The following is a 12,134-nucleotide window of genomic DNA, read 5'->3' as shown; positions in this document are numbered from 1 at the left end:
CACGACGCCCACCCCGCCACTCACACAGCCATCGCCCTCGCCGCCCATCTCTACCGCCGGGGCACCAACCCCTCGGCACCGCAGACCGCCGCTCCCGACTGGCCAAGCGCTTGGCCGGAGGCGAGGACGGGCGGGTTCGGCCGGAGGCGCACGTGATCGACACCGGGGGCAGAGTTCCCCGACCGCTCTCGGCCGGGGCGAACGCTCTGAGCGCGGTGAGGTGGACAGCATCGAGCTGGGGCCGGACCTGCCACGGTCGACGCTCACACATCACACCAGCCTCCTGCGGGAATCCGGGGTGGTGTTCGTCCGCGCTGAAGGACGCAAGCGCATGATCCAGCTGCGCCGCGATGACCTGGAGGCGCGGTTCCCCGGCCTGATCAGCACTGTCCTCAACGGGTATCAGGAGGCCGCCCCCGCGAAGGAGGACGCATGATCCGCCGCGTCTGGCCGCTTGTCGCGGCCGCGAGCGCGCTGGGTATCGATGCCTATGTTCTCGCCGGGGTGCTGCCCTCGATCGCTGATGCGCTCGCCACGACGGCCGCGGCGGTTGATCTGGGTGTGACAGCCTTCACTGCGGCATACGCTCTGGCGGGGCCGTTGCTGTCAGGAATGCTGATCCGTGGGAGTACCGCCAGGGCGCTACTCATCGCGCTGGGTGTGTTCTCGGCAACCTCGTCACCGTGGTTTCGTCGGGAACCAAGGTGTTTCTTGCCTCGCGGGTGATTGCAGGCGCCGGCGCCGGCGTGCTCACCGCGGTGGCAACCGCAGCTGCCGCCGCCATGGTCGCCGACCATGAAAGAGGTCGCGCCATGGCCATTGGTGACCTTCGGGCTGTCCACCGGAACAGTCGCTGGAGTGCCGGTCGGGATGCTCATCAGCAACCAGCTGAATTGGCAATGGACAATGGCCCTGGTCGTCGCTGTTGGTCTCCTCAGCATGGTCGCTCTGGCTGTCAACCTCGTGCTTTCACGAAATGGGCTGTCCGACGGGTGGCCCCGTAAGCGAAAAATGCCTCTGACCAGCAACAATGAGGATTGTCGAGGTCCTTGTTCCTGCCACCGTCGGAGGCACTTCTCAGGTGAAGAAGCGTATCGGGTCCTATTCACGCGTCCGCATCGAGGCAGTGTCCGCGGGGTGTTGTCCCAGGCCGGGGGCGTTCTGCTGGTCGAGACCGTCCGCAAGGCCGGGCTGGACCAGGCGATATCGACTGCGCTTGCGCCGTTGCGGCGTCCTCGGGCAGTGCACGATCCGGGCAAGATCCTGCTGGACGTGGCCCTCACGGTCGCCCTGGGCGGGGACTGCCTGGCGGATGTCGGGATGTTGCGGGGCGAGCCGGCCGTGTTCGGGCCGGTGGCCTCCGACCCGACAGTCTCCCGCCTCATCGACACCCTTGCCGCGGCTGGCCCGAAGGCCCTCTCCGCGATACGGGCCGCGTGGGCCGAAGCACGCGAACGCGTCTGGAACGTGGCCAAGAACGCGGCCCCGGACGCCTCAGGCCAGGTGACCGTGGACCTGGACGGGGTGCTCGTGCTGGCCCACTCCGAGAAGCAGGACGCTGCCGCGACCTGGAAGAAGACCTTCGGACACCATCCGCTGATGGGGTTCGTCGATCACGGAAGCGGTGGGAGCGGGGAGCCGGTGGCCGGCCTGCTCAGGCCCGGCAACGCGGGCAGCAACACCGCCGCCGATCACATCGCCACGGCCCAACTCGCCCTGGCGCAACTGCCGAAGAAGTACAGGCGTGGACGCCGGACTCTGATTCGTACCGACTCCGGGGGCGGAACGCATGAGTTCACAGCCTGGCTCGCCCAGCGCGGACGGTGGCTGTCGTACTCGGTCGGCATGACCATCACTGAGCAGATTCACCAGGCCGTGCTCAAAGTCCCCGCCCCGGCCTGGACGGCAGCGGTCGAGCCCGGCGGCGACATCCGTGACGGTGCCTGGGTCGCCGAGATCACCGGCGACTGCCTCAAGGGCTGGCCGAGGGGATGCGGCTGATCGTGCGGAAGGAACGGCCACACACACCCCGGCGCCCAGTTGCGGATCACCGACGCCTACGGACTATGGCTGACCTGCTTCGCCACCAACACCACCGACATGCCGATCGCGGCACTGGAGCTGCGACACCGCCAGCGGGCACGGGCCGAGGACCGCATCCGGGCCGCCCGCGCCACCGGCCTGCGCAACCTGCCCCTGCACGACACTGCGCAGAACCAGATCTGGCTGGAGATCGTCCAGATCGCCCTCGACCTGATCGCATGGATGCCCATGCTCGCCCTGACCGGCGAAACCCGCAGGTGGGAACCCCGTCGCCTGAGGATCCGCCTCTTCTCCGCCGCCGCCCAGCTGGTTACGACCTGGTTACGACCGCCCGCCGCCGGTATCTGCGGTTCGCCCGCCACTGGCCCTGGACCGACGTGATCACCGACGCCCTGGCACGGCTCGAAGCTCTCCCGAACCCCGGCTGACCAGCACGTTCCCGTCCCTGCAAGCCTCACCACCCGACCGGAGCCGTGGAACCCGGCGCCCACCCGACGCGACAACCGAGCCATCAGCCTGGCCGCCACCAGCCCGAACAGCCGAGACGGCCCGCCGAAGAAACCGACGGACCGTCATGAAAGATCGAGGTTAGAGACAATACCAGTGACTTAAGGGATCGCGTCCCAGCTTCGTGGGACCTTCGTCGGTGGGTTGATTGAGGCTGTGCGCCAGTGCGGGGCGATGGTGACGGCCTCGGCTGGGCTCTGGTCGGGTTGCGGTGGGTGTCGACGTTCGTCGCGTTTGACGCCGAAGCCGGACATCTTGCGTTTGATGACGCGGGGGTTGAAGCGTCTGCGGCGGGCGGGCAGCAGATGCCGGGTTATCTCCCGCAGGCCTTCGGCGAGGGCTGTGGCCAGGCAGTCAGGGGGAAAAGGCCGCCTGCGCGGTGACCTGGCGGCGGGCGAGGCGGAGACTGCGGGTGAAGGAGAGCCGGTCGGCGTCGAGTTGGGCGGCGTCTGCGGTGGCGTGCATCAGGCTGCGGATGGCGTAGTGGACCAGCAGGTGGCCCCAGACTTCCTGCTCGACGCCGTCGGGCGAGCGGGAGCGCAGGACCTGGGCGGGACCGCGCTGGTGGGTCTTCAGCTCGTCCAGTGTGGTCTCGATCTCCCACCGCTCGTGATAGAGGACGGCCAGGTCGGCGGCCGGGGCGGCCTCGGGGTCGAGGATCGTGGTGATCAGCCGGTAGGGGGCGTCCTGTTCGGGAAAGCCTGCGCCGTGAAGTGTGTACTCGACGACCCGCACGGGCGTGGGGTCGGCGCGCTCACGGTCCTTCGCGATGACGATCTCCGACAGATAAGAGCCGTCGGGAAGTTCCTCGCACACCGGCAGGATCTGATGCGAGCGGATCCGCCACAGCAGGTCCGCGCCGCCGGCCGAGGCCGCCCGCCACAGCTCCACCCCGGTGAACCCACGGTCGGCCAGCAACAGATCACCCTCGCCCAGTCGACCGAACAGCCCACGAGCCAGGGCCGGTTCGGAGGACGACAGCGGCCCCAGGGCGGCGGCGGTGATGGCGTGGGTGCCACACTCGGCCAGCGCCACCATCCGCACCTGCGGATACGCGCACCGCTCGGTGCGATGCGTCTTCGGCCGCCCGAAGTACGCCGCGTTCTGCTCGCTGTCCGGCACATCGAAGACCGTGCCGTCGATCGCCACCAGCCGCCACCGCCCATAGCGGGCACCCCGGGTCTCCCCGGTCGCCAACGGCCGGGCAACCTCGGCGAACAGCGCCTTCAAAGGTTCCGGCCCCAGCTTCACCCGCGCCCGCGAGATCGCCGCCGTACTCGGCACCTGCCACGAGCCCGACCACCGCTTCGCCCAGGTCAGACCCTGCGTGAGCAGCCGCGCGACCTCCTCATAGCCCTGCCCCGAAAACAGGCACATCGCCAGCACGAAATAGACCACCACCCGCGGCGGCAGCAGCCGAGTGCGCAGGCCAGAACGGCCGCACCCGGCGACCACCCGGTCCACCAGCTCCGGCGGAAACGTACGCGTCAGCAGCCCGACCGCGATCCGGTCCGACAACCGCTCATCCGTCTCCGGCTTGACCTGCCCCGGTCGTGGCATCCACGCACCTCCTGGACGCCACACTACCAGCCCAGGCCCTTAAGTCACTGGTATTGAGGTTAGAGAGTTCAGCAATAGGGCGCCTGGTTGGTGAGAGCGGTGGCTACACGCGTCCAAACGCCGAACAGCCGGTAGAGGTCGGGCAGGGGGCCGCTGGCCTGGACCGTGCGACTGTCGGCTGAGGTGACACCCGGTATGCCGAGCAGTGTGGAGGCAACCGACGCCGACTGCCAGCGGACGGTGAGAGTGGACGTGCCGCAGTGAGCCGTGAGGGCTGCCGCCTGCCGGGTGGTGAGGCTGCTGGCGACCGCTGTCTCGATGGCTTGGCGCGCTTCGGCGAGTGGGGGTAGCTCAGCAGCGAATCGGCCGCCTGCGTGTTTGACGGCGACGCAGGTGACAGCGGGATCCCAGTCGGTCATCTCTGCACAGGCAGTGTCGTCACCGGACAGCATCACGACCGGGACTCCGAGCGCCGCGGCGGTGGCGTGAGCGAGTCCGATTTCGCCGACGGGCCGGTCTTCGAGCCACATGTCCTCGATCTCGTGGCCCATGAAGCTATGACTCATGACGCCCAGGGTGCCGGCGCGGGAGTGGAAGCCGACGCAAAGCACCGCGTCGTAGGTGGCATCGAGCCCTTCGAGCATGATCATGTTCTTGGGCTTGCCGCGGACCAGGCGGGCGGCTGGGTGCAGTAGCTCGGGGAGCAGATTGCGCATGGGCCCGTGCGCGTCGTTGACGGTGACCGTGGTGGCACCGGCGGTGAGGGCGCCACGGACCGCCGCGTTGACGTCCTCGGTCATCATCATTCGCCCGTGTTCGTAGTCCCTGCCGCTGGGCTGGACGTCGTCGGCGTCGACGAGTCCGGTGATGCCCTCCATGTCGGCGCTGATGTAGATCCGCACGTTGCACTCTCCCAAATAGTTGGTCACTTCGAGGGACGCCGAGCGCTGTGCCGCGGTTCGTCCCGGTACTTCGGTGATCCACACGAGGCTGCGAAAGACTGGTCGGCTCTGCACATTCATCGCGTGGCACTCCATCACCCGCCGAATCGGGCCTCGCCAGCTGCGACTGACTCAGCGGTGGGAGTCCTCCCGCGTCCTGCATCCGCCACGGGGGCGGTTCAAGGGAAGACTCCCCTGCAGGGAAACGTGGGGGCGCTCCCGGGTTCGGCCCTCGGTCAGCGCACGGTGGGCAGGTCGACTGCGTTTTTCGAGCAGGACGTGGGCGTCGACCATCTGGCCGTCGCGTTCGACATAGCCCATCAGGTTCTCTCCGGACCCCCACCCCAACAGCCGCTGGATCTCCTCGGACAGGCCGAGCAGCTTGTCGCGCGGTATCGACAGGAACTGGTTCTCCTCCTGGCGCAGACAGGCGAGGTCGAACGCCATGGTCAGACCGGTCCGGGCCGCATCGGACGAGTTGTCACCACCGCCGTGGTAGGTCGACCCGATCCAGATCAGCGCCGACCCCGCGCGCATGCACGTGGAGACTGCCTCCTCACGCCTGGGCCCGCGCTCGTCGTCCCACAGGTGGCTGCCGGGGATGACCAGGGTTCCTCCGTTCTCCTCGGAGAAATCGCTGACGGCGACCATGATCTGCACCCGCCCCTCGCGGCCATAGTCCGGGTGCCGCCAGAGGAAGCTCGAGTCGTCGCGGTGCAGCCGTTGGTCATCCTGCCCGGGCTGGATCTGGATGGCCTGGGTGACACCGACCTGGATGTCCGGGACGATCTCGACCCGGTCGTCACCGGCCCAGATCGGCACGGGCTTCTGGAGGATCTTCTTGGCGGCTCCGTAGTACAGGGGGTGGAGGGCGATATCCGGCATCAGGTCCAGTCGGCCGAACAGTCCGTCGGCACGTCGGGTCTTCGTCCCGGCGAAGTACGCGTCGTCGCCGCACCGGGTCTGGTCGAGGACCGGCTCCAGCTGCCGGTGCAGCTCGGCGAGAGCGGACGGCTTGAGGAAGCCGTCGATGATGACGCCGCCGTCACGGCGGATGACGTCGACTACCTCGCCTGGAGGCCGTGACCTGCTGTGTTGCAGCTGGCGAAGGCAGTGGAGGAGGATATCTCGGCGACTTCGGCGCCCTGAGATTGCCCCGGTCAGCTTCACCTTCTGCGGCGCCAGGCACGACAGCCCGCCCCTGGCCAGCACGCGCCTGCTCCCACTGAGCCGAACGCTGCCCTACTGGCAGGCCACTCCTGTCAGACAGGCACTGACAATGACTCGTTCTACACGGGCCAATCCGAACAATGCCTACTTTCTTGCTATGACTGAGCAGCTCTTGTGGATGCGGATGCATCGGCCCTCGCGGGCGTCGTCGCAGCGGATGATGACACCTCGGACCGTTCCGACCCAGCACGACAGGGCCGGTGTCGGGGCAATTCCGAACTGGAACGGACCGGCGTGGACCAGCACGACTGGCCGAGCCTCCCCCCGGAGCCTCCTGGCCGACCGGCAGCGCGCGTGCCGTCAGGGCATCTGCGTGAGCACCCGGCAGAGTGCTTCCAACGCGCCCGCCCAGGCACTGTCGGTCGGCGCCCCGTAGCCGATGACCAGGGCGTCACGGCCCGGTGCCTCGTCCGGGTGACGAAATCGCGAGAACCCCTCCAGCGCCAATCCCTGCCACGCCGCCGCGCGCAGCGCCAACGCTTCGCCTCCCTTGGGGAGTTCGAGCATGGCGTGCAGGCCGGCAGGCACGCCGCTGACCCGGACCTCGGGGGCTCGTTCCGCGAGGACCGCGACAAGTTGGTCACGTCGGCGCCGGTAGCGCAGCCGCATCGAGCGCACATGGCGGTCGTATGCACCGGACTCGATGAACTCCGCGAGCGACAGCTGCTCCAGAGCGCTCGCCGACCAGTCGCTGATGCCCTTCGTCTCGACGACCTCGGTCACCAGGCTCTCCGGCAGCACCATCCACCCCAGCCGCAGCCCGGGTGCCAGGGACTTGCTCGTCGTACCCAGGTGTACGACACGTTCAGGATCGATTCCCTGCAAGGCACCGACCGGATGCCGGTCGTAGCGGAACTCGCCGTCGTAGTCGTCCTCCAGGATCAGCCCGCCCGTACTACGCGCCCAGTCGACCGCCGCAGCCCGCCGGTCGGGATGGAGCAGTGCGCCCGTAGGGAACTGGTGAGCCGGTGTCAGCAACACGGCTCCCACACCGCGCATCCCGGCGAGGTTGCCGGTCCTGGCCCCGGATCCGTCGACCGGCAGGCAGGGCATATGCAGCCCGGCGTCGGCAAGCAGTCGCCAGTGCACGTCCAGCCCGTACGACTCGACGGCCACCTCCCGCGCCTGGCGCCTGCGCAGCACCTCCCCGACCAGTTTCAGCGCCTGGGTGAAACCGGCGCAGATCACGATGTGTTCAGGGTGCGTATACACCCTGCGGGCGCGGGCCAGATAGTCGGCGAGCGCGGTACGCAGCTCCACGCGGCCGCGCGGATCCCCGTACCCGAGCGCATCGTTGGGGGCGGCAGCGAGGGCCCGACGGGACGACTTGAGCCAGTCTGCGCGCGGGAAGGTGGAGAGGTCCGGCAAGCCGGGCATCAGGTTGTGCGCGGGTCGCGGGCGCACCGTACGGAGCGGCGCCAGGCCCGTCGCCCGACGCGACTCGGCACGCGGCAGCTCGGCCCTCTGTGCCACCCGGGTGCCCGATCCCTGCCTGGCGATGAACCAGCCCTCGGCCACGAGCTCCGCATACGCGTCGGCAACAGTATTCCGGGCGAGACCGAGATCGGCAGCGAGGCTGCGAGAGGACGGCAACCGGACGCCAGGGGCCAGCCTCCCCATCCGCACGGCCTCGCGCAGGACACGCATGAGCTCGGACCGCAACCCCGCCGTCCCCTTCGCCTCCAGGGCGGAGCGATCCGCCCCTAGGACGCGTGCGATGAACGTCTGCTCGGTGACGCTGTCCACCGAGGGTGGGGCATCTGCGGTCATACGAGGGATTCCTGTCTTGTACGAGTGAAAATTTGAGGAAGCTCCTATAGATCGTCAAGCGGTCTGTGGGAGCGGTTGAGTGGTGTGGATCACATGGGGTAGGTGGCGGAAGATCTCGCGGGCGACGAACCGTTTCAGGCAGCGGATGACGTCCTTCTTGGTCATGCCTTGGGCGGTGCGTCGGGCGACGTATTCCTGGGTGCGCCGGTCGTACTTCATGCGGACCAGGACGATGGTGTGGAGCGCGTTGTTGGCTGCGCGGTCACCTCCTCGGTTGAGGCGGTGGCGGTTGGTGCGGCCGGAGGAGGCCGGGACCGGGGCGGCTCCGCAGAGGTGGGCGAAGGCTGCTTCGGATCGGAGCCGGTCAGGGTTGTCGCCCGCGCTCGTCAGCAGCTGGCTGGCAGTCTCGGGACCAACGCCCGGCAGGGCGATCAGCCTTGGGGCCGTATGGGTGACCAGTGGTCCGATCTCCTTGTCCGCGTCCTTGATCTCCTCGGCGAGTGCCTGGTAGCGGCGAGCGAACCGTCGCAGAGCGATCCTCACCGCGCAGGCAGGGTCGTCGAACTCGCTGCCGGGGCGGGAGCGGGCCAGGGCGTCGACCAGCTCCCGCGTGGACAGCCCTCGCAGCTTGTCCCGCACTACGGACGGCGCGGTGACGATGAGGGTGCGGATCTGGTTGATGGTCTGGGTACGGGCCTTGACCGCGCTTTTGCGGACGACCCGCAGAGCCCGAATCGCCTCCACGATCCCGTTGCGTGCCTTGGGTGTCCCGCCGGCCCGGCCGGACAGGACCGCGGTCGCGGCCCCGTAGGCGTCGATCGGGTCGGACTTGCCTTTGTCCCGCCTCGCCTTGCGGTCCGGCCGGTCCACCTCCACCACGGTGACGCTGTTCGCTGTGAGGAACCGGGCGATCTCGGCTCCGTAGGCACCGGTTCCCTCGATCCCCACTGCGAGGACCTCGCCATGGGACTGGAGCCAGTTCAGCAGCCGCTGGTAACCGGCCGGGGTGGTCTCGAACTGCTCGGTGGCCAGGTGTCGGCCGATGCTGTCGATGACCGCGGCTTGGTGGAGGTCGGTGTGGGTGTCGATCCCGCCGACCACCGTTATCTCGTCTGCCATGCTGGTGTGTGCTGCCCTTCCGACGCTCACCGGTGGGAGGGCGCGAGCCGGTCGGGCAGACGGACAAGACAGTGATGAGACCTCTGGCCAGGCTCCTATGAAGTCACAGAAGCCCGACCGGCCACGCGCCGGACGGCATCGCCCGGCAGGCCGACGATTCCCCACAAGGACAACCGAAGCGTCAGTCAGGCGGAGAGTCAGACCTCCGGGCGATGCCATGGTCAATCCTCACTGTCAGGCGTTGCCGTGCTGTGGGCTACCGGACGGCGGCGGCTGCCTGGCGGTGCTGTTCGACGGCGCGGTCGACATCCTCGTCCAGGAGATCGGTGTTGATGGCGAAGGCGGCGCTGGATCCCGTGCCGGCTGCGGCCACGACCTGCGCACGCGGGTCGACGACGTTGCCGGCGGCCCAGACGCCCGCGACGCTCGTGCGGCCGGTGCGGTCGGTGACGACCCAGCCGGCGTCGTTCTTGTCGCATCCCAGCCGGGTCAGCAACTCGTCGTGCGGGACAGGACGCGGGAAGAGGAAAGCGGCTGCACGGGGCACGACGTGGCCATCGGCGAGTTCGATGCCACGTAGCCGGTCATCGTCGACGACGAGATGCTTGATCTTGCCCTCGATCAGGTGCAGACCGCGTGCCTCCACCTGTGCCCGGTCCTGCGCGGTCAGGTCCAGGGTGTGCGGGAGGAAGACGATGTCGTCGCTCCACTGGCGCAGGAGCAGCGCCTGGTGGACCGCGCCTGGGTGGGTGCCGAGGACGACGAGGGGTTGGTCGCGGACTTCATGGGCGTGGCAGTACGGGCAGTGCAGGACGTCCCTCCCCCATCGTTCGCGGACGCCGGGGATGTCGGGCAGTTCGTCGCGCAGCCCGGTCGCGATCAGGACGCGACGGGCCTTGAGCACCGCCCCGCCCGCCATGCGGACGTAGTAGCCGTGGTCGATCTGTTCCACCCGGCCCTGAAGGACCGGGACGTCGTAGCCGACGATTTCCGCCCGCCCGAGTTCGAGCAGGGTCCCGGGGGGCAGGCCGTCGCGGGACAGGAAGCCATGCATATGCGCGGCAGGCGCGTTGCGTGGCTCGCCGGCATCGATCACCACTACCTTGCGGCGAGCACGGCCCAGGAGCAGGGCCGCGCTCAGACCGGCCGCTCCGGCGCCGACCACCACCACATCGTGGACCTCGTCGGCGTTGCTGCGTAGTGCCCTGCTGTTCTTGTCGTTCGTCGTTTCGACCATGGGAACAACCTCCTGCAGCGATCGTGCGCGCCCGGCACTGACACGACAACCCTCGTTGCCATTTCTGGGACGCACGAGGTGGAATGGGGGTATGGACGAACAATCACCGATCGCCGCCACGCTGGCCCAGGTCGGCCCCCGTCTCAGGCGCGTCCGCGACCAGCGCGGCGTGACCCTGTCGGCACTGGCCGAGGCCACCGGCATCTCCAGGAGCACACTGTCCAGGCTCGAGTCCGGCCAGCGCCGCCCGAGCCTGGAACTGCTGCTGCCCATCGCACAGGCCCACCAGGTACCCCTGGACGAACTCATCGGGGCACCCGAGGTGGGAGATCCGCGGATCCGCGTCCGGCCCAGGGTCCACAAGGGCCGCACGGTGATCCCGCTCTCGGCCCAGACCGGGGGCGTACAGGCCTGGAAATCGATCATCCCCGCCAACCAGAACCAGCCCGAGCCGGTCACGCACGAGGGATACGAGTGGCTGTACGTGCTGTCCGGACGGCTGCGGCTCGTCCTGGCCGACCACGACCTGATCCTGGGGCCGGGCGAGGCAGCCGAGTTCGACACCCGCCTGCCGCACTGGTTCGGCCCCGCCGAAGACTCCCCCGTGGAAATCCTCAACCTCTTCGGCCCCCAAGGAGAACGCATGCACATCCGGGCCAAACCCCACTCCCAGAAAAAGCCACCAGCCTGACCGGAAGCATCCATCACTGGAGACACCCTTTGGGAGGCACGGCGAGTGGCCGGTTGGGTACTGGATCAGGGCGCACGGCTGGACTGCTTTGTTGCGATGTGCTCGGAGCCACTCGATAGCCTTTCGTGCTCTATCTGCTCGCCTTGCGGTCTTCGCCATGGGCACCTCGGAATTCCGGACGCCGGGATCGATCGTGCACCCGTGCTCCGCGAGCAAAGGCCGTATCTTGATCTTGCCGATGGCCCGGGTGATGGAGGAGCGGGCCACTCCGAACCAACAGGCCAGCACTTCGTGAGTGGCCCCGTGACGGAGATGGATGAGGGTGGCCAGAGCCGGTCAACGAACACCAGCCATGCTTCGCGCCGGCTCCCACGGCCCGCTACGCGGCCGAGAGGCCAGCGTGGCGTGGCGGCGCGCATGCCACAACGGGCCAACCTCAGCGATGAGCTCGGCGATCACATCGGCCCGGAGACCAGTGAAACAAGCTCCGCCATCTTGAAGTGGCTGGTCAGCGGGGTGGCGTGACCTGGTTTCGGGGTGCTCGTGCTGGTTGTGGGCGGCAGTCTGTGTTGTAGATCGTCCGACGGGGTGGTTTGCCGATGAGTTCACCGTCCTCAATCGGTCTACCCAGCGACACGACCGTTCTCGACAGGAGTGCCATGTCCACCATCCAGCCGGTGATCTTGACTGCCGACCAGGACGTTCTGCTCGGCTTCTATACGAAATTGTTCGGCGCTGAGGAGATCTTCCGGGCACCGGAGGAAGGCCCGGCCTTCTACCTCGGCTTGCGCATCGGCGACACCGACCTCGGGCTGGTGGCCAAGGCGAACCCGGGGACCGGGGCGGCGTCGCGGATCCTGCTCAGCATCGGTGTCGACGACGTCGACGAGACGCTCGGCCGGGTGGCGGCGCTGGGCGGCTCGGTCCGCGGCGGCCCCAACGACATGCCGTGGGGACAGCGCGTCGCCCACATCCAGGACCCCGACGGCAACCCGGTGGTCCTCGAAGCAGATGTAGCCCCCGCAGGCCGCCCGGG

General features: G+C 68.4%; 10 protein-coding genes and 2 pseudogenes. 5 read left to right on the top strand and 7 right to left on the bottom strand.

The features are described from left to right. Positions 1-220: 220 nt before the first annotated feature. The 3 genes and pseudogenes from J1C73_RS12695 (at position 221) to J1C73_RS12685 (ending at position 2,424) form a co-directional block, all read left to right on the top strand. Positions 221-436: an ArsR/SmtB family transcription factor gene (locus J1C73_RS12695; RefSeq protein WP_242644079.1), complete on the top strand. Its 216-nt coding sequence runs from the start codon at positions 221-223 to the stop codon at positions 434-436. Beyond that, the gene (locus J1C73_RS34770) at positions 433-726 is read left to right on the top strand and encodes a hypothetical protein (protein WP_242644078.1); all 294 of its coding nucleotides are present in this window, start codon (positions 433-435) and stop codon (positions 724-726) included. Before J1C73_RS12695 ends, J1C73_RS34770 begins: the two co-directional genes overlap by 4 nt. A 69-nt stretch (positions 727-795) precedes the next feature. Further along, a pseudogene (locus tag J1C73_RS12685) lies at positions 796-2,424 on the top strand (IS1380 family transposase). A 480-nt stretch (positions 2,425-2,904) separates the two neighbouring features. Here the strand turns inward: J1C73_RS12685 and J1C73_RS12680 are convergent. From J1C73_RS12680 to J1C73_RS12655, 6 genes are all read right to left on the bottom strand, one after another. After that, positions 2,905-4,110 carry an IS4 family transposase gene (locus J1C73_RS12680; RefSeq protein ID WP_207316461.1) on the bottom strand — a complete coding sequence of 402 codons (1,206 nt, stop codon included), beginning with the start codon at positions 4,108-4,110 and terminating at the stop codon, positions 2,905-2,907. Between the two features lie 68 nt (positions 4,111-4,178). Then, complete coding sequence (locus tag J1C73_RS12675; RefSeq protein WP_207316460.1) at positions 4,179-5,012, bottom strand: M55 family metallopeptidase; 834 nt, start codon at positions 5,010-5,012, stop codon at positions 4,179-4,181. Positions 5,013-5,183: 171 nt separating this feature from the next. Next, positions 5,184-6,263 carry a phytanoyl-CoA dioxygenase family protein gene (locus tag J1C73_RS12670; RefSeq protein ID WP_307797678.1) on the bottom strand — a complete coding sequence of 360 codons (1,080 nt, stop codon included), beginning with the start codon at positions 6,261-6,263 and terminating at the stop codon, positions 5,184-5,186. Positions 6,264-6,581: 318 nt separating this feature from the next. Next, a complete protein-coding gene (gene pdxR / locus J1C73_RS12665) occupies positions 6,582-8,051 on the bottom strand; it encodes a MocR-like pyridoxine biosynthesis transcription factor PdxR (RefSeq protein WP_307797677.1) in 1,470 nt (489 codons plus the stop codon). Between the two features lie 54 nt (positions 8,052-8,105). Further along, positions 8,106-9,170 (bottom strand): IS110 family RNA-guided transposase, encoded by a 1,065-nt coding sequence (locus J1C73_RS12660; RefSeq protein WP_207316459.1) that lies wholly within the window; start codon positions 9,168-9,170, stop codon positions 8,106-8,108. Positions 9,171-9,426: 256 nt separating this feature from the next. Continuing rightward, positions 9,427-10,407: an NAD(P)/FAD-dependent oxidoreductase gene (locus tag J1C73_RS12655; protein ID WP_207316458.1), complete on the bottom strand. Its 981-nt coding sequence runs from the start codon at positions 10,405-10,407 to the stop codon at positions 9,427-9,429. 91 nt (positions 10,408-10,498) lie between these two features. Here J1C73_RS12655 and J1C73_RS12650 point away from each other — a divergent pair, with 91 nt between their 5' ends. Next, positions 10,499-11,098 (top strand): helix-turn-helix domain-containing protein, encoded by a 600-nt coding sequence (locus tag J1C73_RS12650; protein WP_207316457.1) that lies wholly within the window; start codon positions 10,499-10,501, stop codon positions 11,096-11,098. A gap of 210 nt (positions 11,099-11,308) precedes the next feature. On the opposite strand, the pseudogene J1C73_RS35970 reads toward J1C73_RS12650, so the two are convergent. Then, positions 11,309-11,416: pseudogene (locus tag J1C73_RS35970) on the bottom strand (transposase family protein); the annotation flags it as partial. A gap of 341 nt (positions 11,417-11,757) precedes the next feature. Here J1C73_RS35970 and J1C73_RS12640 point away from each other — a divergent pair. Further along, positions 11,758-12,134: VOC family protein (locus J1C73_RS12640; protein ID WP_207316456.1), on the top strand; the 377-nt coding region annotated here is incomplete at its 3' end.

Source organism: Streptomyces laculatispora, assembly GCF_017353455.1.
GTDB classification, from domain to species: Bacteria; Actinomycetota; Actinomycetes; order Streptomycetales; family Streptomycetaceae; genus Streptomyces; species Streptomyces laculatispora.
Note: the sequence above shows the minus strand (reverse complement) of the source record. Positions and strands in the feature narration are given on the sequence as shown.

What these genes read in the sequence shown, in the direction of transcription:
- pdxR (WP_307797677.1), bottom strand. Translation starts at nt 8,051, where the DNA reads ATGACCGCAGATGCCCCACCCTCGGTGGACAGCGTCACCGAGCAGACG.
- J1C73_RS12655 (WP_207316458.1), bottom strand. Translation starts at nt 10,407, where the DNA reads ATGGTCGAAACGACGAACGACAAGAACAGCAGGGCACTACGCAGCAAC.
- J1C73_RS12660 (WP_207316459.1), bottom strand. Translation starts at nt 9,170, where the DNA reads ATGGCAGACGAGATAACGGTGGTCGGCGGGATCGACACCCACACCGAC.
- J1C73_RS12650 (WP_207316457.1), top strand. Translation starts at nt 10,499, where the DNA reads ATGGACGAACAATCACCGATCGCCGCCACGCTGGCCCAGGTCGGCCCC.
- J1C73_RS34770 (WP_242644078.1), top strand. Translation starts at nt 433, where the DNA reads ATGATCCGCCGCGTCTGGCCGCTTGTCGCGGCCGCGAGCGCGCTGGGT.
- J1C73_RS12680 (WP_207316461.1), bottom strand. Translation starts at nt 4,110, where the DNA reads ATGCCACGACCGGGGCAGGTCAAGCCGGAGACGGATGAGCGGTTGTCG.